Here is a 19402-nt window from a genome sequence, read left to right as displayed (position 1 = left end):
TGCGGGGTAGCCTGGCGTCATGCCGCAGACAGATACTCCGGTGCGCCTCGGCGTGCAGGTCCAGCCTCAGCATCACTCCGACTACGCCGGGATCCGCGATGCCGCGCGCCGGCTCGAGGGCATGGGTGTCGACATCCTGTTCAACTGGGATCATTTCTACCCGCTCTCCGGAGACCCTGACGGCACGCACTTCGAGTCGTGGACGAACCTGGCCGCATGGGCCGAGCAGACCGAACGCGTCGAGATCGGCGCGCTGGTGAACTGCAACTCGTACCGCAACCCCGACCTGCAGGCAGACATGGCCCGTACGGTCGACCACATCTCCGCGAAGGGCGGCGATGGCCGGTTCATCTTCGGCACGGGGTCAGGTTGGTTCGAGCGCGACTACGACGAGTACGGCTATGAATTCGGCACGGCCGGCTCGCGCCTCGACGCGCTCGCCGAGGCGCTGCCGCGCATCGAGGCGCGGTGGGCGAAGCTGAACCCGAAGCCGACCCGCGACATCCCGATGCTGATCGGCGGAGCCGGCGAGAAGAAGACCCTGCGTCTGGTCGCCCGTCACGCCGACATCTGGCACAGCTTCGTCGGTGCCGACGACCTGCAGCGCAAGCTCGACATCATTGCGCGCTGGGCCGACACCGACGGTGGCGACGTATCGGAGCTCGTGCTGTCGAACCAGATCCGCCAGGATGACGACCACACCGAGGCGCTCTATGACGCCGGTGTGCGTCTGTTCACCATCCCGATCGGCGGTCCGGAACTCGACTTCACCGCGGTTGAGCGCGCCCTCGCCTGGCGCGACAGCAAGAACTGACGCCTCAGGACCGAATAGTCACAGAACGCTATAATGCGGATTGTGACTATGACGGCTGCGGAGCTCATTCGGGATGCTCGCGAGAAGGCGGGACTGACCCAGGGCGAGTTCGCCGAGCGCGCCGGTGTGACGCAGAGCGTGGTCAGCGCGTACGAGCGCGGTCGGCGCGAACCCTCCTACCGCACGCTGGTCGACTTCCTGTGGGCGGCAGGCGCCGAACTCGACGTCGAGATCGCGTATCGACCGACGCCGACGCTTGCGTTCGTCCGGTCGAAGAAGGCTGAGCTGGAGCGGGCGCTCGGTGCCCTGGGGGCAGCGAGCGTTCGGGTCTTCGGAAGTGTTGCGCGCGGTGACGCCGGGCCGAACAGCGATGTCGATCTTCTTGTGACGCTGGGGCCGAACGCGTCGCTTCTGGACCTGGTCGGCATGAGGCAGGACGCCGGCGACGTCCTCGGCATACCGGTGGACGTCGTGCCGGACGACAGCCTGAAGGACGACGCCCGGGACAACGTGCTTGCCGAGGCGGTTCCTCTGTGAGTCCGCGGAGGCAACGAGAGCGGCTCGACGACATTCTTCAGAGCTGCGACGCGATCGAACGCTACCTCACGGCAGATCCTCGGCTGCAAGAAGGCCCCATACTTCGATGCCGTGCGGGCACGGATCATCTTCATTGGCGAAGCCGTGAAGCATCTCACTGCTGAGACGAAGGCGTCGGCACCGCACCTGCGTTGGAGGCGGATCAGCGGGATGCGCGATGTGGCGGTCCATGAGTACTTCGATACTGCCCACGCAGTCGTGCTTCAGACGTCGCGCGAGGACATCCCGGAACTCAAGGCCGCGGTCGAGCTCATGCTGCGAGGCCACGGCCTCGACGACGAAGACCGCCGGCCAGGTCGTTGACGGGCGTCCTCGCGCATCGCTCACAACCGACGACCTGCGGGTGCTCTGCTGGACCGGCGGAACGCGAGTCTTTCTTCGGGACGCGGGCCGCGTCACGAAGTGCGGATGCAGTTCGCGTTGCGAAGCCCGCACTTGCCGCGGCGTAGGGTGGGGGCGTGGCAAGCGACAACGTCTCCGACCTGTTCGATCCGGATGCCTGGGTGCTCGCACCCGGGGCCGAGGACTACCGCGACATCACGTCGCACGTGTCCCCGAATGGGCACATCGCGCGGATCGCTTTCGATCGCCCCGAGGTGCGCAATGCGTTCCGGCCGAGCACCGTCGATGAGCTGTATCGCGCGCTCGAGATCGCGCGCACCGATCCGAAGATCGGCGCCGTGCTGCTCACCGGCAACGGTCCGAGCCCGAAGGACGGCGGCTGGGCGTTCTGCTCGGGAGGCGATCAGCGCATCAGGGGGCGCGACGGCTACAAGTACTCCGACGACGACACCGCCGTGACCGACCCCGCCCGCGCCGGCAGACTGCACATCCTCGAAGTGCAGCGGCTCATCCGGTTCATGCCGAAGGTCGTCATCGCGGTGGTCTCCGGATGGGCGGCAGGCGGCGGCCACTCGTTGCACGCCGTGTGCGACCTCACGATCGCATCGCGCGAGCACGGCCGCTTCAAACAGACCGATGCGGATGTCGGTTCGTTCGACGCCGGCTACGGCTCGGCGTACTACGCGAAGCAGATCGGCCAGAAGCTCGCGCGCGAAGTGTTCTTCCTCGCCGAGGAGTACTCGGCGCAGCGCGCCTACGAGATGGGCGCAGTGAACCGGGTCGTCGACCACGACGACCTCGAGCGCGAGGCGATCGGGATGGCCAGGACGATCCTCACCAAGTCGCCCACGGCCATCCGGATGTTGAAGTACGCCTTCAACGCTGCGGACGACGGTATGGTCGGAATGCAGCTCTTCGCCGGCGAGACCACCCGGCTCGCATACGGCACTGATGAAGCGGTCGAAGGCCGCGACTCGTTTCTTCAGAAGCGGGAGCCCGATTGGTCGGGCTTCCCGTACCACTACTGATTCGGCCGACGGAGGCGACACAGAGTGTCACGCAGATCGGAGTACGACGATACGAACGAGCGCCCCGAGGGGTGCTCACGATGAGGCTGAAGCGCGCAGAGGGAAGCGAACCGCGCGACGTGCTGAGGGCCCTCCGCGGCGCCGTTCTCGGCGCAGGTCCCGCCGTCGCGCTGGGGGAGGTCGACGGGCTTCCCGCCTCCGTTCCCGCAGGCACGGCCGTCGTGCTCACGACATCCGGATCGACCGGCACACCGAAGTCCGTCCTGCTGTCGCGTTCGGCGCTGACCTCTTCCGCGATGGCGACAGCCGCGCGCATCGGGACGGGGCACTGGCTCCTGCCGCTCGCAGGCGGATACATCGGAGGCATCCAGGTCATGGTGCGCGCGCTCGTCGCGGGGCGCGACCCCGCCGTCCTCTCCGGATCGTTCACCCCCGCGGGCTTCGTGCATGCCGCAACGGGCATGCGCTCCTACGAGGCAGGGGAACGGGTGCCGACGTTCACGTCGCTGGTGCCCGCGCAGCTGCAGGTGCTGGTGCAGGCAGCGGAGGAAGCACCCGACGTGCGCAGGGCGCTGGAGTCGTTCGACACGATCCTCGTCGGAGGGCAGTCCGTGCCCGCGACTCTGCGCGAGCGGGCCGCGGCGGTCGGTGCCAACGTGGTGCGCACCTACGGATCGACGGAGACGAGCGGTGGCTGCGTCTATAACGGTGTGCCGCTGGGAGAGACGAGCATCGACGTGATCGACGGCGAGATCCGGATCTCCGGCCCGACGCTCGCCGACGGCTACCTGGGTGACCCGGAGCGCACAGCGGATGCGTTCGCCACCGACTATGACGGCAACCGCTGGTACCGCACGGGCGACGCAGGAACCATCGACGACGGCGTGCTGACCGTGACGGGACGACTGGACAACGTGATCGTCTCCGGCGGCATCAACGTCTCCCTCGACCGCGTCGAGCGCGCAGTGCACGACGTGCCGGGGCTCGAGGACGCCGTGATCGTCGGCGCTCCGCACGACAAGTGGGGCGAGACGCCCGTGCTGGTCGTCGCGGCTCCGGACGGCGCCGAGCGACTGCTCGAGTCGGCTCGGCAGGCCGTCGAGCAGACTGTTGGGAAGCCCGCACGGCCCACCCGCGTGGTCGACGTGCGGACGATCCCACGCCTGGCGAGCGGCAAGCCGGACAGGCGCGCGCTGGCAGACCTGGCGAATCGGTAGTCGAGTGGCCGACGAGCTCGGTCGCGGAGCGCTGACGTACTCGTCGATCGGTGCGACCATCGAAGGGCACGTGCCAGGGGGGTTCCGTGCCGTCGAGCGAGTACGTGTCATCGGCGACGGCCCTACAAGCTTCCATGAGGCTGTGGCGGCGACGATGAACTGGGGAATCCAGCGGGCCTCCGGCGTGCGTGTGCGCGCCGCCGAGCGTCCGCTGCGTTCGGGTGATGACGTCGTGATGCGCGTGCCGCTTTGGCCGCGCGACGTACCGTGCAGGGTCGTCTGCGTCATCGATGAGCCTCGCCGCGCCGGCTTCGCCTATGGCACGCTTCCTGGTCATCCGGAGCGCGGCGAGGAAGCGTTCGTCGTCGAACTCGACGAGGACGGGAGTGTGCGACTGCGCATCCGCTCGTTCTCCCGCCCGGCCAGCCTGATCTTCTGGATCGGATACCCGGTCGTGCGGCTCATGCAGGAGATCTACACACGTCGTTACGAACGGGCACTGACCGGGAGTAAAGGCTCGCGGACGTAGAATCCTCTTCGTGGCAAGAGCGAAGCAGCAGCGACACCTCAGTGGGAACCCGGCCAAGCGCGGCAGCGCGGAAGCTCCGCCGCCGAAGCCGGTGACCCTCGGCGACTGGATCGGTGCTGCGCGCCTGCGTACGCTGCCGCTGGGGATCGCGCCGGTGCTGATCGGCACGGGCGCGGCAGTGCGCGCCGACGCCGACCACCTCTTCCACTGGGTGATCGCGCTGACCTGCCTCGCGGTCGCCGTCGCGCTGCAGATCGGCGTGAACTTCGCCAACGACTACAGCGACGGCATACGGGGCACGGACGACAACCGGATCGGGCCCGCGCGCCTCACCGCGAGCGGCCGAGTGTCTCCGAGAGCGGTGCTCGTGGCGGCGCTGATCTTCTTCGCCATCGCCGCCGTGGCGGGCCTGGCGATCACGATCCGCACGCAGCAGTGGTGGCTCATCGCCGTGGGTGCGGTGTGCATCATCGCCGCATGGTTCTACACGGGCGGCAAGCGCCCGTACGGATACAACGCGCTCGGCGAGATCTTCGTGTTCGTCTTCTTCGGACTCGTCGCCACGCTCGGGACGACGTGGGTGCAGGCGCTGAGCCTGCCGCAGGAAGCGTGGTTCGGGGCCGTCGCCGCAGGCTTCCTGGCGTGCGCCGTGCTGCTTGCGAACAACCTGCGCGACATCGATCAGGATCGCGTCGTCGGCAAGCGCACCCTCACGGTGCTGATCGGCCGGCTCGGCACGAAGATCCTCTACACGGTGTTCGTCGCGTTCGCGTTCGCGATCCTGGTGTGGATGGCGTTCATCGCGTACCCCGCAGCGTGGATCGGCCTGCTGTCGCTGCTCCTGCTCGGCCCGGCGCTTGTCATCGTGTGGACGTACGGCAAACCGGGCGAGCTCGTGCCCGCACTGGCGCTGACGTCGCTCGGCTCACTCGCCTACGCCGCCATCCTCGCCTTCGCGTTCGTCATCTGACGCTCGGCGCGCGTGCGCGACCAGCGCCATCCGGAGCTCTGACCGCATCCGGATGCGCCCGACGGCTCGTCAGGGGCGTTCGTCGCCGCCTGCGGCCTCGTTGGCCGCGTCTTCGAACGCGTCCTCTTCCTCGCGCTCGCGCTCGGCGCGGGTCTTCGCTGCGCGCTGTTCGCGACGCTCGGCCATGCCGGTCGTGACGTCGGTGAGAGGTTTGCGCAGGAAGATGATCGACAGGCTCAGCCCGATCAGCGCGGAGAAGATCGCCGCGAGCCACCACAGGTTCTGGAAGATCGGCATCAGCATCATGAGGCCGAACGGCACCAGGAAGAAAGCGATGCGGGCGATGGCGTAGAGGACGAACTTCACGCCCCCATGCTACGAACTGCGCCTGTGTGACAGCACGACGCCCGTTGCGGTGGGCGCAGGGCCCGCCCGCAACGGGCGCCGAGCCGGGTCAGAGCACCGCGGAGAGGAAGTCCTTGGTGCGCTGCTCCTGGGGCTTGGTGAAGATGTCGTCAGGGGCACCCTCTTCGACGATGCGGCCGCCGTCGAACATCAGCACACGGTTCGACACGTCGCGCGCGAACTGCATCTCGTGCGTCACGATCAGCATCGTCACATCGGTCGTTCTGGCGATCTCGCGCAGAATGTTCAGCACCTCGCCCACGACCTCAGGGTCGAGTGCGCTGGTGACCTCGTCGAGGAGCAGGATCTCGGGCTCCATCGCGAGTGCCCGCGCGATGGCGACGCGCTGCTGCTGGCCGCCCGACAGGGACAACGGATGGGCGTCGGCCTTGTCGGGAAGCCCCACCTGCTCGAGGAGCTCGTGCGCATGCTTCGTCGCCTCGGCCTTGGACTGACCGAGAACGTGCACCGGCGCCTCGATGATGTTCTGGATCACCGTCATGTTCGGGAACAGATTGAACTGCTGGAACACCATGCCGATCCGCTTGCGCATCTCGTTGCGGTGCTTCTCCTTCAGCGCCACCCGTTTGCCGTCCCGCTGGGTGTGCGTGAGAGGCTGCCCGTCGACCAGGATGTACCCGTCGGTGAGCTCCTCGAGCGTCATCAGCAGGCGCAGGATCGTCGTCTTGCCAGAGCCGGACGGCCCGATCAGCGTCACACGGTCGCCCTTGCGCACCGCGAAGTCGAGCTGGTCGAGAACCGTGTGGTCGCCGAAGCGTTTGGTGACGCGGTCGAAGCGGATCGACGGAACGTCTCCGTCGGCCAGCTGAATCGCACCGGTGTGCGTTGTGACGGGTGCGTCTGACCCCTGGTCATGATGTGAAGGCAAGGCGCTTCTCCAATCGGGTGACGAGCAGCGAGGTCGGGTAGCTGGCGATCAGGAAGAGGAGCCCGGCAATGGTGACGACCTCGATGGAACGGAAGTGAGAGCCGCCGTAGGCCATGGCGGAACCGAGCATGTCGACCACGGCGATCGCGGTCAGGAAGGGCGTCTCCTTGAACATCGAGATGACGTAGTTCCCCAGTGCAGGTGCGGTGGCGCGCACAGCCTGCGGGATGATCACCGCTGTCCACGTGCGTCCTCGCGGCATCGACAGCGCGGTGGTCGCCTCCCACTGCCCGCGCGGGATCGAGTCGATTCCTGCGCGGTAGACCTCAGACATGAAGGTGGCGTAGTGCACACCGAACACCACGATGCCGATCAGTATCGGGTCGAGGCTGGTGAAGGCGAAGTAGATGAACAGCAGCTGGATGATGATAGGCGTCATCCGGATGAAGTCCGCCACGAAGGTGATGATGGCGGCGACCGGGCGCGGCACTGAGCGGCGCAGCAGGGCGATCAGGAGGCCGAGCAGGGCAGCGATGATGCTGCCGATGATGGTCACCAGGAGCGTCACGGTGACGAACTTCAGCAGCATGTCGGGCAAAGCCGCCCAGACGTGGTCCCATCTCCAGAGGGTCGAGTCGATCATGCGGCGACCCCCTTTGCGTCGGGGATGGAGAAGACGCCCGTGGTGCTCAGTCCGAGCTTGCGCTTGGCACGCCGCTCCAAGGCGTTCATACCGGTGGAGAGGATGTAGGCGAGGATGAAGTAGGTCACCAGCGCAATCGAATAGGTGAAGAAGACGTCTCCAGTCTCCTGGCGCAGGTCATTGAACCTCGCGGTGAGGTCGACGATGGAGATCAGGTAGACGACGGCCGTGCCTTTGAGGAGCTGAATGAGCAGGTTGTTCAGCGACGGGATCATCAGCGCCCAAGCCTGCGGAAAGATGACTCGCCACATCCGCTGCGCGCGGCCCATGCTGAGAGCCGTCGTCGCCTCCCACTGCCCGCGCGGCACCGAGTTGATCGATCCGCGCACCACCTCAGCACCGTATGCGCCGTAGTTGAGACCGAGGCCGAGCACACCGCAGACCACGGCAGGGAGCTGAACGTACATCGGCGGCAGCGGCAGCACGAAGAAGAAGAAGAACAGCTGCACCAGCAGAGACGTGCCGCGGAAGAACTCGATGACGAAGCGCGCGATGCCACGCAGCACGATGTTGTCGAGCCGGGCAGTCAGGCCCAGCACGACGGCGACCACGAGCGCGAGCAGCGCGCTGCCCAAGGTCAACTGGACGGTGATCAGCAGGCCGTCCAGAAGCTGAGGCAGCGCGCGCCCGAGCGTGTCGAAGTTCTCGCTCAAGAGAGTCCGATCAGCCGTTCGTTACTGCACGTCTTCGAGGTCACCCGAGCAGAGCTGCTCCGTGGTGAGATCAGCCGGCGGCAGGTTCTCTGCGCTGAAGCCGAACGGCTCCACCAGGTCGAGATAGGCCTGCTCGTCACTCGTGATCTTCGCGAGCTCCTCGTTGTATGCGTCCAGCAGTTCGGTGTCGCCGGGACGGAACACCGTCGCGCCGGAGCCGATCTGCTTGATGCCGTCGATCTCCTGCACGAACGGACCTGTGGTCTCTAGCGCGTCGTTGTCCTCTGTCATCCAGTCCAGCGACACCGCTGTGAGAGCGAAGGCGTCGGCGCGACCGGTTTCGACGGTCTCCAGACCGTTCTGCGCGCTGTCGACAGGAACGATGTTGTCGTAGCCGCCGAGCTGCTCGACGTAGCCGTCCTCGATTGCGCCGGTCTGGAGCGCGAGCGTGACGTCGCCGCCCGAGTCGAGCGCAGAGTCGAGGTCGCTGAGCCCCTTCGGATTGCCTGCGGGGACGGCGAGCGTCGTGGTGTACATGATCTCGGGGTCGCTGAATGCTGCTTCCTCGCAGCGCTCCGGCGTGATCGACATGCCAGCGCTCACCGCGTCCCACCGGCCGGCGTTCAGACCGGGGATCAGGCTGTCCCAGTCCACCTGCTCGACCTCGATGTTGTCGATTCCGAGGTTGCTGAAGATCTGCTCGTGAATCGCGATGGTGGCTCCGGTGGGCTCATCGGCGTCGAGCCAGGAGTACGGCTGCTCACCGTTGATGGCGAGCGTGATGGTGCCCTCTTCCCGCAGCGTGTCGAGGGTGCTCCCGCCACCTTCGCCACCTTCGGAGTTCTCGGGCGCTGTTGACGTGCATCCGGCCAAGCCGAGCGCAACGATCCCGAGTCCGGCGAGCCCGGCGGTCGTGATACTGCGTCGAATCATCGTGATTCCTCTCCAGGTGTGGGCGGCGCGAGCGAGTGCGCGCGCCGCTACAGGACGAGCCCCACGATTCCACACTGTCAATTTCAAATCAATCTAATTGTCTTCGTGTAGACAATCAGACACAATCGGTGCGGTGCGAGAATTGGACGCATGCGAGAACTGCTGAGCGAGAGGAGGGGCGAGGTGCCCAAGCCCCAGGCTGCTGGTGCTCAGCGCTCCATGGTCGCCCTCGAGCGGATGTCCACCGTCCACATGGTCGCCGTCGAGCTGCGCAAGGCGATCCTCACCGGTGATCTGCCCACGGGCGGACCCATCGGCGAGGTCGAGATCGCCGCTCAGCTCGGGGTCAGCCGGGGGCCCCTGCGAGAGGCGGCCCAGCGGCTCGTGCAGGAAGGCCTTCTCGTCTCGCATCCCGGCCGTGGCATGCGCGTGCGCCGGATCGCCCCGGATGAGGTGGCCGATCTGTACGAAGCGCGGCTCGCAGTCGAAGCACACGCGGCGCGTCGCCTTGCGCAGCGTCCGGAGCGGGTGCAGACAGCGGAACTGGAGGCCTGCCTGGCCAGGCTGGTCGCCGTCAGCGAGGGGGACGAAGCCGTACCGATCGGCGATGCCGACATCTCCTTCCACCGTGAGCTGGTGAGACTGGTCGGCAGCCCGCGGCTTTCCTCGCGCATCGATACGCTGCTCGCCGAGACGCGCATCGCGAGTCTGAGCGCGAGCAACGGCTATCAGGTGCGGCGCTCCGTCTCACCGACCTATCGTGAGCTGATCGACGCGATCGCCTCGGGCGACGGTGAGGCCGCCGCCGATGCGCTCTCGCGCCAGTTCGAGGAAGCCATCGCCCGTCTCACCGGCAAGGACGCGCAGACCGAGACCGTTGAGACCACCCTCGGGCACCCTCCGGCGACATTCCCTCGCCTTGACTCTCCCTGACCAGCACCTTCCCGTCACCAACGGGCCCTTCCAGCCGACATGCGCCGCTGCGGTCGCTGATCCGGACAGCAACGGTGCCTCTCGTGGGCTCCGCGGACGCTCACTTCGCCCGCACATAGGTGCGCGGCGTAGGCTGGAGGTATGGCCCGACTTCTCTTGATCGGCGCGGTCGCCGCGGTCGTATTCACGGTGATCAGCATCATCGACTGCGCTGTGCAGCCCGCGACGCGCCACCGCGGTGCGCCGAAAGCGGCGTGGGTCGTGATCACCTGCGTTCCGGTCATCGGCGGCATCCTGTGGTGGATCATCGGTCGTTCCCGCGGCTCTGCCGAGACCTTCACGGTGCCCGACGCCCCGGACGACGACCCCACATTCCTGCGCGAAGCCGCTGCGAAGGAATCCGACGAGCGGATCCGTCAGCTCGAAGAGGAACTTCGCCAGCTCGACGAGGAAGAGGACGACGAGGGCGAAGCCGATGGCGAGGACGACGGCGAGGATGACGACTCGCCGAAGGGGCGCGGGGACGACTCCGACGAGTCCGGGGACGCCGATTCACGCGGAGCGGGCGACGGGCCGAACGGCCGCCCGGATGCCCGCGGCTGAGTCACCGGACACAGGAACCGGCAGGATGGGTCCCAGCCCGGCCACCGGCGCGGCTGGCGCGGTGCTGGAAGCGTTCGTGGCACTCGGCGGGCGGCACGTCGTGGTCAGCCCAGGGTCGAGGTCGCAGGCGCTTGCGCTCGCGGCGGCCGAACTGGAGCGGCAGGGCACGATCCGGATGCACGTGCGCGTCGACGAGCGCGCCGCGGCGTTCCTGGCGCTCGGCATCGGGCGCGAGTCGGGCGTTCCTGCCGCGCTGGTGTGCACATCCGGCACCGCCGTGGCGAACTATCTGCCTGCGGTACTCGAGGCGCACCACGCAGGAGTGCCGCTGCTGCTGCTGACCGCCGACCGTCCCCCGGAGCTGCGCCGAGTCGGCGCGAATCAGGCCACCGACCAGGTCGGCATCTTCGGCGGGGCGGTGCGACTGATGGCGGATGCTCCGGTTCCGGATGGGCAAGACGGCGAGGCAGATCAGTTCCGATCGCTTGCGGTCGATGCGTTCCGTGCGGCCGTGAGCGGTGCATCCGCTGGCCGGGACAGTGACGGGGGGCGTGACCTCGCGAGCTCGAGCCGCGAGACGTCGACCGCCGCGCCGGCTTCGAGCCTGTGCGTCGCCGGTCCGGCCCACCTCAATCTGCCGTTCCGGGAGCCGTTGGCCGGCCCATTGCCTGCCGGTTTCGGGGAGTTCGTCGACGCCGAGGCCGTGCGTTCAGAGGCCGAGGCGAAGCCGACGGTCGCGATCGCTCCGACAGTGCTCGACCGCGGCCCGCGCACTGTCGTGCTCGCCGGTGCTGACGCGGGGGCAGAGGCGATCGCGTGTGCCGAGGAAGGCGACTGGCCCCTGCTGGCGGAGGTGGTCAGCGGTGCGCGGCGCGGCCCGCGTCCGGTCGCCGGATACCGGGTCGCGCTGCGGCAGAGCGACCTGGGCGCGAGGATCGAGCGCGTCATCGTGTTCGGGCACCCGACGCTGAACCGCGAGGAGACGGCGCTGCTCTCGCGCGGCGATGTCGAAGTCGTCGCCGTCAGGCGCGGAGGCGAGCCGCTCGATCTGAACGGTGCGACCCGTCAGGCATCCGGAATCGCCGTCGGGCCGGGTGAGGAAGACGACGCCTGGGCCGCTGCATGGGCCCGCTGGTCGGCGGAGCACGATGCCGTTGCCGGCAGCACCGCACCCGCCGCGACGATCTCCGAGGCCGCCGACACCATCGATCGCGAGCAGCTCGTCGCCGCGGTGTGGCGGGCCAGCGGCCCGGAAGATCGCCTCATGTTCGGCTCGAGCCGCCTCGTCCGCGTGGCCGACGACACCCTGCCGCCCCGCGACATCCGGGTGCACGCGAATCGAGGCCTCGCCGGCATCGACGGCACGATCGCGACCGGGCTCGGCATCGCGCTCGCCAGCCAGGACGGGCATGCCCCCGATGCCGCGAACGGCGCCGAGGCGGAGCAGAGGAGTGCGGCAGTCGGCGGCGTCACCCGTGTGCTGCTCGGCGACCTGGCGTTCCTGCACGACGTCGGTGCGCTCCTGATTCCGGAAGGCGAGCAGCCGCCGCGCATGCAGGTGATCGTCGGAAACGACGGCGGAGGCTCGATCTTCGACGGGCTCGAGGTCGCGCAGTTCGCGGGACCGGCGGCCATGGACCGCGTGCAGTACACGCCTCAGGCGGTGTCGCTCCAGCACCTCGCGGCCGCCTACGGCTGGGCATACGCGCGCGCCGACTCGCCCGCCGCGCTCACCGCGGCACTGGCGCAGACCGACGGCATGCGACTGATCGAGGTGCCGCTTCCGCGGTGACCCCCATCCGCCCGATTCTTCATTTCTGGCACATCTCCGGGTGGGCGCACCACCGGAGATGTGCCAGAAATGAAGAGTTGTGATGGACGCGTGATGGAAAGCGACAGAATGGACGCATGACTTCGCAGCGCCGCATCGTGATCGCCCCGGACAGCTTCAAAGGGACGGCAACGGCCCCCGAGGTGGTCGACGCGCTCGCCGCCGGGCTGGGCGACGGTGTCGAGATCATCCGGATGCCCATGGCCGACGGGGGAGAGGGCACCCTCGACGCGATCGCGCAGACCGTGCAGGGGGCTCGCCGCACTCCGGTGAAGGTGACCGGACCCGCGGTGTTCCCGGTCGATGCCGAATGGGTGTGGCTGCCGCCCGCCGACGACGCGCCCCAGGGCACCGGCGTGATCGAGCTCGCCTCGACATCCGGAATCGAACTGCTCTCGGGTGAGCTGCGCCCATGGCAGGCGTCGACCCTGGGCTTCGGGCAGGCGATCGCGAAGGCGCTCGACCACGGGGTGTCGCGACTCGTGCTCGGCATCGGCTCGAGCGCATCGACCGACGGCGGCGTCGGCATGCTCACCGCGCTGGGCGCGCGCTTCACCGACGAGTTCGACATGGCAGTCGCTCCGGGAGCGGAAGGCCTCAGCGACATCCGGAAGGTCGATCTCAGCCGCCTGCGCGCGCTCCCGGATGCCGGGGTGCAGGTGCTCACCGACGTGACCAATCCGCTGCTCGGGGCGAGCGGCGCCGCCGCGGTGTTCGGGGCGCAGAAGGGACTGACCGACCCCGCGCCCGTCGACGCGGCGCTGGCGAACCTCGTCGAGCGGATGCGCGCCGCGCAGGGCGAGGCGGCATCCGTCGCACAAGAGGCCGATCCGGATGAGCCTGGCGCGGGAGCCGCGGGAGGGGCAGGCTATGGTCTGCTGGCATGGGGCGCCGATCTGACCAACGGCGCCGAGCGCGTGGCCGAGCTGATCGGGCTGCGCGAGGCGATCGTGGGAGCCGACCTGGTGATCACAGGCGAGGGGTCCTTCGACGGACAGTCCGCCGCGGGCAAGGTGCCCTCGCACGTGGCCGCGTCGGCGCGTGAGGCCGGCGTGCCTGTCGCCCTCGTCGCCGGCCGCATCGCGGACGACGCGGACACGTCGGCGTTCGCCGGCGCCGCGAGTCTCACCGACCTGGCGGGCTCATCCGATGCCGCCATGGCCGACCCGGCGCGCTGGCTCACCGAGGCCGCTCGCGCACTGGTGTCCTGACCTCGAGCCATGTGGCCGAACCGTGCGTCGCCGCCGGACGGCGCGCATTCGGCAACACGATGCGCACAACCCAACACGCATTGCGTCGTGGCGTGTGTGGGGATGCGCAATCTGTTGTGTTGCGCGCGGCCGCACCGGGCGCCGCCGCTATGCCAGGGCGTCGACGATGGGGCGGAACTTGACGCGAGTCTCGTCGAGCTCCGATTCCGGTACGCTGCCTGAGACGATGCCGCCGCCGGCGTGGGCGGTGACACGGCGCGTCGCGTTCGCGCCGCGCGACCAGTCGGCGGCGGCCGGGTCGTCGCCCTCGTCGTCTCCGGTCGAGGTCGTGTCGCCGGCACCGCCGAACTGCGCGCACCGCAGCGCGATCGCCCACTCGCCGTCGCCGTTGCCGTCGATCCAGCCGACGGGTCCGGCATAGCGGCCGCGGTCGAACGGTTCGACGTCGCGGATGATGCGCATCGCGACGTCGCGCGGCGTGCCGCCGACCGCAGCGGTCGGATGCAGCGCGCGCACGAGGTTCAGCGCGGACGCGCCGTTCGACAGCGTGCCGGTGACGTCGGTGGCAAGGTGCCACAGGTTCGGCAGCCGGAGCAGCGAGGGCGTCTCCGACGCTTCGAGAGTCGCCGTGTACGGGCGCAGCGCCTCGAGCACGCTCGCGATGGCGAACGCATGCTCCTCGACGTTCTTGTCGCTCTTGGCGAGCTCGACCGAGAGCGCCGTGTCCTCGTCGGCGTCGGCACCTCGCGGGATCGTTCCGGCGAGGACGCGTGCGGTGACGGTGCCGCCCGACACCGTCACGAGCGTCTCCGGGCTCGCACCGATCAGCCCGTCGACCGCGAAGGTCCAGGTGTCGGGGTAGCCGTGAGCGAGTTCGCTGACGAGGCGTCGGAGGTCGGCGCCTGCGGGAACGGTGCCGGAGATGTCGCGCGCGATCACGACCTTCTCGGCTTCGCCGTCGGCGATCCTGCCCAGCACATCGCGCACCGCGTCGCTGTGCGCCGCAGGGTCCATCCGGCCAGGGCCCAGGGTCGCCGACCATTGCGGACCGTAGCCGACCTCGTCGACATCCGGAACGTCTGCGCCCTCAGCTCGGGTGATCCGTGTGATCCAGTGCCTGCCGCCTCGCCGACCGATCACGGTCGAGGGGACGATCAGCGTGCTCGGCGCATCGGAGGCCTCGTCGAAGGCGAAGGCGCCGAACGCCACCAAGCCCGTGCCCGGCAGCTGCACCTCGTCGTCGACGTCGGTGGCCTGCACGATCGCGTGCCAGATGTCGGTGAGAGCCTCCAACCGGCTGTCCTCGCCGATGTCGAGGCGGAGCAGCTCTGGTCCGGCCCCGACGATGCCGTCGCCGCGCCTGATCCACGCGAGGGGGTCTCCGGCGGAGGCGTGCAGCAGCGGGTCGTCCAGCGGCGGGACCTCGCGCGTCGTCGCGACGAGCTTCGGCAGGGAGAGTCGCTCATCAGTCGTCACGAGACCACCATATTCCGGCCCGCTGAAAGCCTGCCGCCTGCCGTCGAGATGCGCACTTCGTCGACAGAACCCCGTCCAGACGTGCGCATCTCGGTGAGAAGTGCGCATCTCGGCCGCCGGGGTCGAGCGCGTAGGCTCGGGGTATGTCGGTTCCCCCACCAGGTACGAAGGTGTCCTTCCAATGGCGAAAGTGGGACGGCTCACCGCACTGGGAGCACGAGTGCGTGTACCTCGGCAGTGACAGGTGGGGCGACTGGCTCGGCCAGCGCGTCGGGTGGCGCTCATTCCGTCCTGGGCGAGACATGCTGCTCACGTCGGCGAGCGTCGCGCTGATGCCGGAAGGTCGGACCGACTACGTGCTCACTGTGAACGCCGCACCCCAGCGCACCCGCATCTACATCGACATCGCGTGGGACGTGCGCTGGCACGACGGCAGGCCGACCGCGATCGATATGGACCTCGACGTGGTGCGCCGCGTCGACGGCACCGTCTTCATCGATGACGAGGACGAGTGGGAGGAGCATCGCGAGCTGTACGGCTACCCCGCCGACGTGATCTCGGCGCTCGAGCGGACTGCGGGCGACCTCGAGAGCCGCGTCGCCGCATACGAGCCGCCCTTCGACGACGCCGCGCCGGACCGCTGGTTGAACGTGCTCGGCGAGCTGCCCGAGGTGCCGCGGTCGCGCCCCACGCATCAACCCGGTTAGTCTCGAACGGATGAACGCTGAGCCAAACCGCGCGGATCTCGGCAAGGACCCCCAGCGCGTGAGCGGAATGTTCGACCAGGTGGCCGACCGGTACGACGCGACCAACGTCGCGATGACCTTCGGGCTCGACGCGGCATGGCGTCGCGCCACCACGCGAGCCGTCGACCCGCAGCCGGGCCAGCGCATCCTCGACATCGCGGCGGGCACGGCGAAATCGTCGGCATCGCTCGCTCGTGAAGGCGCGCACGTCGTCGCGGCCGACTTCTCATCCGGCATGCTCGCCGAGGGCAGGCGCAGGCACGGCGACGTCAGGAACCTCGAGTTCGTGCACGCCGACGCCACCGATCTGCCGTTCGAGGACGACTCCTTCGATGCCGTCACGATGTCGTACGGCCTGCGCAACGTCGACGACCCGAAGCGAGCCCTCGCCGAGTTCCTGCGCGTGACCAAACCGGGCGGCCGTGTCGTGATCAACGAGTTCTCCACCCCGCCGAACCGGCTCATCCGGGGCTTCTACCGGGTCTACAATTCGCGTGTGCTGCCCATCGTCGCGCGCCTCGTCGGTTCGAACGGCGGCGCCTACGACTACCTGAACGAGTCGATCGCGGCGTGGCCGGACCAGCGGGCGCTCGCCGGATGGATGCGCGAGGCCGGATGGACGGACGTCGCCTACCGCAACCTCACCTTCGGTCTCGTGGCGCTGCACAGGGCGGCCAAGCCGGAGTGACGGCGCACACCATCCTCCGGATGTACGTCGCGGCCGCTCAGATCAGCCTACGGGCGGATCTCGCACGGGTCGGCGCCTTGTAGGCTGGCATGGTGACTTCGGGCCCCCAGGTTTCGGGCTCGCGCCTGGCGAGCCGTTTCGGTCTCAACGACCGTGTTTTCGCGACCCCAGCCGCGCGCCGCCTCGTCGGAAAGATCGAGGCGGGCCTCGAGCGCGTCGAGGAGCAGCTCGCCGGCGATCTGCACTCCACCGACGAGCTCGTCGATGCGACCGCTCGCTACCTGTACGAGGCAGGTGGCAAGCGGGTGCGCCCGATGCTCGCGATGCTCTCGTCCCAGCTCGGCGACGGCGCGACGGACGGCGTCGTCAAGGCCGCACGAGCGCTCGAGCTGACCCACCTCGGATCGCTGTACCACGACGATGTCATGGACGAGGCGGACCGCCGTCGCGGCGTCGCCAGCGCCCACGCCGTGTGGGGCAACAGCATCGCGATCCTCACCGGAGACGTGCTGTTCTCGCGCGCCAGCGTGCTGATGGCCGAGCTCGGCCCCGAGGCCATGAAGCTGCAGGCGGAGACGTTCGAACGACTCGTGCTCGGTCAGATGCACGAGACCATCGGGGCGGGCGAGACGGACGACCCGATCGAGTTCTACATCCGGGTGCTCAGTGACAAGACCGGCTCGCTGATCGCCGCGGCGGCACATGCAGGGGCGCTGTTCTCCGGTGCGGACGGACGGTTCCATCAGCCGCTGCGGACCTTCGGCGAGAAGGTCGGCGTCGCGTTCCAGCTCATGGACGACGTGATCGACCTGTCAGCCGACCCCGCCGAAACCGGCAAGGTTCCAGGCACCGACCTGCGCGCCGGAGTGCCGACGATGCCCTATCTGCTGCTGGGCGAGGCGGACCCTGCGCTGAAGGCGCGCATCGACGACGGCGTCGCGCGGATCGCCGACGGGGCCGCCCCCGCGATCCTCGACGACTGCGTCGAGATCCTGCGCGACCACATCGTCACGGCGCGCACGCGTGAGCTGGCCACCTCGTGGGCGAACGAGGCGACCGCCGCATTGGAGCCGCTGCCCCGCGGCGGCGTGCGCGAGGCCCTGACCCGGTTCGCCGGCACGCTCGTCGACCGCGACAGCTGAATCTTCCTCACCGCCGCAGCGGTGACATCGCAAGTGAGAGGACATCCATGACCAAGCTGAGGCTGGCAATCGTCGGAGCGGGTCCCGCGGGAATCTACGCGGCAGACATCCTGCTCAAGCTGGAGCGCTCGTTCGACGTGTCGATCGACCTGTTCGAGCACCTGCCGGCCCCGTACGGTCTCGTCCGCTACGGCGTCGCCCCCGACCACCCGCGCATCAAAGGCGTGATCAATGCGCTGCGCGGCGTGCTCGACCGCGGAGACATCCGCCTCTTCGGCAACGTCCGCTTCGGCGAAGACGTCACACTCGATGACCTGAAGCGCCACTACAACGCGGTCATCTTCGCCACCGGTGCCGTGCGCGACGCCTCGTTGGACATTCAGGGCATCGACGCCGACGGCTCGCACGGCGCCGCGGATTTCGTGAGCTGGTTCGACGGGCATCCGGATGTCCCGCGCACCTGGGAGCTGAACGCGGAATCCGTCGGTGTGCTCGGCAACGGCAACGTCGCTCTGGACGTCTCGCGCATCCTCGCCAAGCACGCCGAGGACCTGCTGCCGACCGAGGTGCCGCAGAACGTCTACGAGGCGCTCGAGTCATCGCCCGTCACCGACGTGCACGTGTTCGGGCGCCGCGGCCCCGCGCAGGTGAAGTTCACGCCGCTCGAGCTTCGCGAACTCGGCGAGCTGCGCGACGTCGACATGGTCGTCTACGACGAGGACTTCGACTACGACGAGGCCTCACGCGCTGCGATCGAGTCGAACAAGCAGGTCAAGGTGATCGACCGCGTGCTGCAGTCGTGGCGACAGCGCCCTGGCGCGAACAATGCGGGCGGAGAAGCTTCGCGCCGGCTGCACCTGCACTTCTGGGCCAATCCGGTGGAGCTGAAGACCGACCAGGAGGGGCGTCTCACCTCACTCGTGTACGAGCGCACAAGTCCGGATGGGCATGGCGGCATCGAGGGCACGGGGGAGCTGCGAGAGGTGCCGATGGGACAGTTCTACCGGGCCGTCGGCTACTTCGGCTCGCCGCTGGACGGTGTGCCGTTCGACTCGCGCCACGGCGTGATCCCGAACCACGAGGGCCAGGTGCTCTCGGAGGACTCGAATGCCATCATGCCCGGCATGTACGCGACCGGATGGATCAAGCGCGGCCCTGTGGGCCTGATCGGCCACACCAAGTCCGACGCGATGGAGACCGTGCAGCACCTGGTCAACGACCAGGGCTCGTGGTGGCACCCCGAGGCGCCGGAGGAGACGGCGATCCCTGAGCTGCTCGCCTCGCGCGGTGTGAAGTGGACCGACCTCGGCGGCTGGCACCGCCTCGACGAGCACGAGGTCGGCCTCGGAGAACCGCAGGGCCGCGATCGCGTCAAGGTCGTGCCACGTGACGAGATGGTGCGCATCTCGCGCGGCGAGTAGCCTCCGCGGCGCCCACCCGCGGCGCGGGCGTTCGGACCGCCGTTCGTTTGTGCGCTTGTCGGCGTTGAGCGGTGGTATCGCCGACGACGGCGCAAACGAGGCGGGTCGCCCCCGCGCGGGCGCAGGCCGTGGCGTACGGGCGCGTCGGCGTGGCGGCGCCGTTCGTCTGTGCGCTCGTCGGCGTCGGGCGGCGGCATCGCCGACGGCGGCGCAAACGAGGTGACACGACATGCGAAACGCGCCCGCCCACGGTGAGGGGACGGGCGCGTTC

At 68.6% G+C, this 19402-nt stretch carries 21 protein-coding genes; 15 read left to right on the top strand and 6 right to left on the bottom strand.

The window, feature by feature from the left end; genetic code table 11:
* Window positions 1-19: 19 nt before the first annotated feature.
* The 7 genes from CIK77_RS14550 (at window position 20) to CIK77_RS14520 (ending at window position 5497) form a co-directional block, all read left to right on the top strand.
* Window positions 20-814: an LLM class F420-dependent oxidoreductase gene (locus tag CIK77_RS14550; RefSeq protein ID WP_087055000.1), complete on the top strand. Its 795-nt coding sequence runs from the start codon at window positions 20-22 to the stop codon at window positions 812-814.
* Between the two features lie 48 nt (window positions 815-862).
* Window positions 863-1351 (top strand): nucleotidyltransferase domain-containing protein, encoded by a 489-nt coding sequence (locus CIK77_RS14545; RefSeq protein ID WP_249268597.1) that lies wholly within the window; start codon window positions 863-865, stop codon window positions 1349-1351.
* A 111-nt stretch (window positions 1352-1462) separates the two neighbouring features.
* The gene (locus CIK77_RS14540) at window positions 1463-1714 is read left to right on the top strand and encodes a HepT-like ribonuclease domain-containing protein (RefSeq protein ID WP_332841617.1); all 252 of its coding nucleotides are present in this window, start codon (window positions 1463-1465) and stop codon (window positions 1712-1714) included.
* Between the two features lie 155 nt (window positions 1715-1869).
* Complete coding sequence (locus CIK77_RS14535) at window positions 1870-2781, top strand: 1,4-dihydroxy-2-naphthoyl-CoA synthase (protein WP_087055003.1); 912 nt, start codon at window positions 1870-1872, stop codon at window positions 2779-2781.
* Between the two features lie 80 nt (window positions 2782-2861).
* Entirely contained in the window at window positions 2862-3998 is a 1137-nt protein-coding gene (locus tag CIK77_RS14530; RefSeq protein WP_087055081.1) for an AMP-binding protein, read from the top strand.
* A gap of 4 nt (window positions 3999-4002) precedes the next feature.
* Window positions 4003-4527 (top strand): DUF1990 family protein, encoded by a 525-nt coding sequence (locus CIK77_RS14525; protein ID WP_170934130.1) that lies wholly within the window; start codon window positions 4003-4005, stop codon window positions 4525-4527.
* 10 nt (window positions 4528-4537) lie between these two features.
* Window positions 4538-5497, top strand: coding sequence for a 1,4-dihydroxy-2-naphthoate polyprenyltransferase (locus tag CIK77_RS14520; RefSeq protein ID WP_249268591.1), 960 nt, complete (start codon window positions 4538-4540; stop codon window positions 5495-5497).
* Between the two features lie 69 nt (window positions 5498-5566).
* Here the strand turns inward: CIK77_RS14520 and CIK77_RS14515 are convergent, their stop codons facing one another.
* From CIK77_RS14515 to CIK77_RS14495, 5 genes are all read right to left on the bottom strand, one after another.
* On the bottom strand, window positions 5567-5863 hold the full coding sequence (locus CIK77_RS14515) for a DUF4229 domain-containing protein (protein WP_087055006.1): 297 nt from the start codon (window positions 5861-5863) through the stop codon (window positions 5567-5569).
* A gap of 88 nt (window positions 5864-5951) precedes the next feature.
* Window positions 5952-6728, bottom strand: a complete 777-nt coding sequence (gene ehuA / locus CIK77_RS14510; RefSeq protein WP_170934141.1) for an ectoine/hydroxyectoine ABC transporter ATP-binding protein EhuA — start codon at window positions 6726-6728, stop codon at window positions 5952-5954.
* A gap of 46 nt (window positions 6729-6774) precedes the next feature.
* A complete protein-coding gene (ehuD, locus tag CIK77_RS14505) occupies window positions 6775-7434 on the bottom strand; it encodes an ectoine/hydroxyectoine ABC transporter permease subunit EhuD (RefSeq protein ID WP_087055007.1) in 660 nt (219 codons plus the stop codon).
* Complete coding sequence (gene ehuC, locus CIK77_RS14500) at window positions 7431-8147, bottom strand: ectoine/hydroxyectoine ABC transporter permease subunit EhuC (RefSeq protein WP_087055008.1); 717 nt, start codon at window positions 8145-8147, stop codon at window positions 7431-7433. The genes ehuD and ehuC overlap by 4 nt, the downstream gene beginning before the upstream one ends.
* A gap of 21 nt (window positions 8148-8168) precedes the next feature.
* Window positions 8169-9080, bottom strand: coding sequence for a transporter substrate-binding domain-containing protein (locus CIK77_RS14495; RefSeq protein WP_087055009.1), 912 nt, complete (start codon window positions 9078-9080; stop codon window positions 8169-8171).
* 150 nt (window positions 9081-9230) lie between these two features.
* Here CIK77_RS14495 and CIK77_RS14490 point away from each other — a divergent pair, with 150 nt between their 5' ends.
* The 4 genes from CIK77_RS14490 (at window position 9231) to CIK77_RS14475 (ending at window position 13658) form a co-directional block, all read left to right on the top strand.
* Entirely contained in the window at window positions 9231-10013 is a 783-nt protein-coding gene (locus tag CIK77_RS14490; protein ID WP_087055010.1) for a GntR family transcriptional regulator, read from the top strand.
* A gap of 141 nt (window positions 10014-10154) precedes the next feature.
* A complete protein-coding gene (locus tag CIK77_RS14485) occupies window positions 10155-10616 on the top strand; it encodes a PLD nuclease N-terminal domain-containing protein (RefSeq protein WP_087055011.1) in 462 nt (153 codons plus the stop codon).
* Between the two features lie 25 nt (window positions 10617-10641).
* A complete protein-coding gene (gene menD, locus CIK77_RS14480) occupies window positions 10642-12408 on the top strand; it encodes a 2-succinyl-5-enolpyruvyl-6-hydroxy-3-cyclohexene-1-carboxylic-acid synthase (protein ID WP_087055012.1) in 1767 nt (588 codons plus the stop codon).
* 116 nt (window positions 12409-12524) lie between these two features.
* Window positions 12525-13658, top strand: a complete 1134-nt coding sequence (locus CIK77_RS14475) for a glycerate kinase (protein ID WP_087055013.1) — start codon at window positions 12525-12527, stop codon at window positions 13656-13658.
* Between the two features lie 147 nt (window positions 13659-13805).
* Here CIK77_RS14475 and CIK77_RS14470 read toward each other — a convergent pair whose 3' ends face one another.
* The gene (locus CIK77_RS14470; RefSeq protein WP_249268592.1) at window positions 13806-15134 is read right to left on the bottom strand and encodes an isochorismate synthase; all 1329 of its coding nucleotides are present in this window, start codon (window positions 15132-15134) and stop codon (window positions 13806-13808) included.
* A gap of 143 nt (window positions 15135-15277) precedes the next feature.
* On the opposite strand from CIK77_RS14470, the gene CIK77_RS14465 reads away from it, so the two are divergent.
* The 4 genes from CIK77_RS14465 (at window position 15278) to CIK77_RS14450 (ending at window position 19131) form a co-directional block, all read left to right on the top strand.
* Window positions 15278-15841 (top strand): DUF402 domain-containing protein, encoded by a 564-nt coding sequence (locus tag CIK77_RS14465; RefSeq protein WP_087055015.1) that lies wholly within the window; start codon window positions 15278-15280, stop codon window positions 15839-15841.
* Between the two features lie 10 nt (window positions 15842-15851).
* The gene (gene ubiE / locus CIK77_RS14460; protein ID WP_087055016.1) at window positions 15852-16568 is read left to right on the top strand and encodes a bifunctional demethylmenaquinone methyltransferase/2-methoxy-6-polyprenyl-1,4-benzoquinol methylase UbiE; all 717 of its coding nucleotides are present in this window, start codon (window positions 15852-15854) and stop codon (window positions 16566-16568) included.
* 92 nt (window positions 16569-16660) lie between these two features.
* A complete protein-coding gene (locus tag CIK77_RS14455; protein WP_442923150.1) occupies window positions 16661-17710 on the top strand; it encodes a polyprenyl synthetase family protein in 1050 nt (349 codons plus the stop codon).
* 47 nt (window positions 17711-17757) lie between these two features.
* Window positions 17758-19131: an FAD-dependent oxidoreductase gene (locus tag CIK77_RS14450; protein ID WP_087055018.1), complete on the top strand. Its 1374-nt coding sequence runs from the start codon at window positions 17758-17760 to the stop codon at window positions 19129-19131.
* The last annotated feature ends 271 nt before the right edge of the window (window positions 19132-19402 follow it).

Origin of the sequence: Microbacterium sp. JB110 (assembly GCF_003335195.1) — a bacterium.
GTDB lineage: Bacteria > Actinomycetota > Actinomycetes > Actinomycetales > Microbacteriaceae > Microbacterium.
This window is presented reverse-complemented; position numbering and strand designations above follow the sequence as displayed.

Coding starts and splice junctions, on each gene's coding strand:
- CIK77_RS14550 (WP_087055000.1), top strand. CDS start 20: ATGCCGCAGACAGATACTCCGGTGCGCCTCGGCGTGCAGGTCCAGCCT.
- CIK77_RS14530 (WP_087055081.1), top strand. CDS start 2,862: ATGAGGCTGAAGCGCGCAGAGGGAAGCGAACCGCGCGACGTGCTGAGG.
- CIK77_RS14545 (WP_249268597.1), top strand. CDS start 863: ATGACGGCTGCGGAGCTCATTCGGGATGCTCGCGAGAAGGCGGGACTG.
- menD (WP_087055012.1), top strand. CDS start 10,642: ATGGGTCCCAGCCCGGCCACCGGCGCGGCTGGCGCGGTGCTGGAAGCG.
- CIK77_RS14475 (WP_087055013.1), top strand. CDS start 12,525: ATGACTTCGCAGCGCCGCATCGTGATCGCCCCGGACAGCTTCAAAGGG.
- CIK77_RS14450 (WP_087055018.1), top strand. CDS start 17,758: ATGACCAAGCTGAGGCTGGCAATCGTCGGAGCGGGTCCCGCGGGAATC.
- ubiE (WP_087055016.1), top strand. CDS start 15,852: ATGAACGCTGAGCCAAACCGCGCGGATCTCGGCAAGGACCCCCAGCGC.
- ehuD (WP_087055007.1), bottom strand. CDS start 7,434: ATGATCGACTCGACCCTCTGGAGATGGGACCACGTCTGGGCGGCTTTG.
- CIK77_RS14495 (WP_087055009.1), bottom strand. CDS start 9,080: ATGATTCGACGCAGTATCACGACCGCCGGGCTCGCCGGACTCGGGATC.
- CIK77_RS14465 (WP_087055015.1), top strand. CDS start 15,278: ATGTCGGTTCCCCCACCAGGTACGAAGGTGTCCTTCCAATGGCGAAAG.
- CIK77_RS14485 (WP_087055011.1), top strand. CDS start 10,155: ATGGCCCGACTTCTCTTGATCGGCGCGGTCGCCGCGGTCGTATTCACG.
- CIK77_RS14490 (WP_087055010.1), top strand. CDS start 9,231: ATGCGAGAACTGCTGAGCGAGAGGAGGGGCGAGGTGCCCAAGCCCCAG.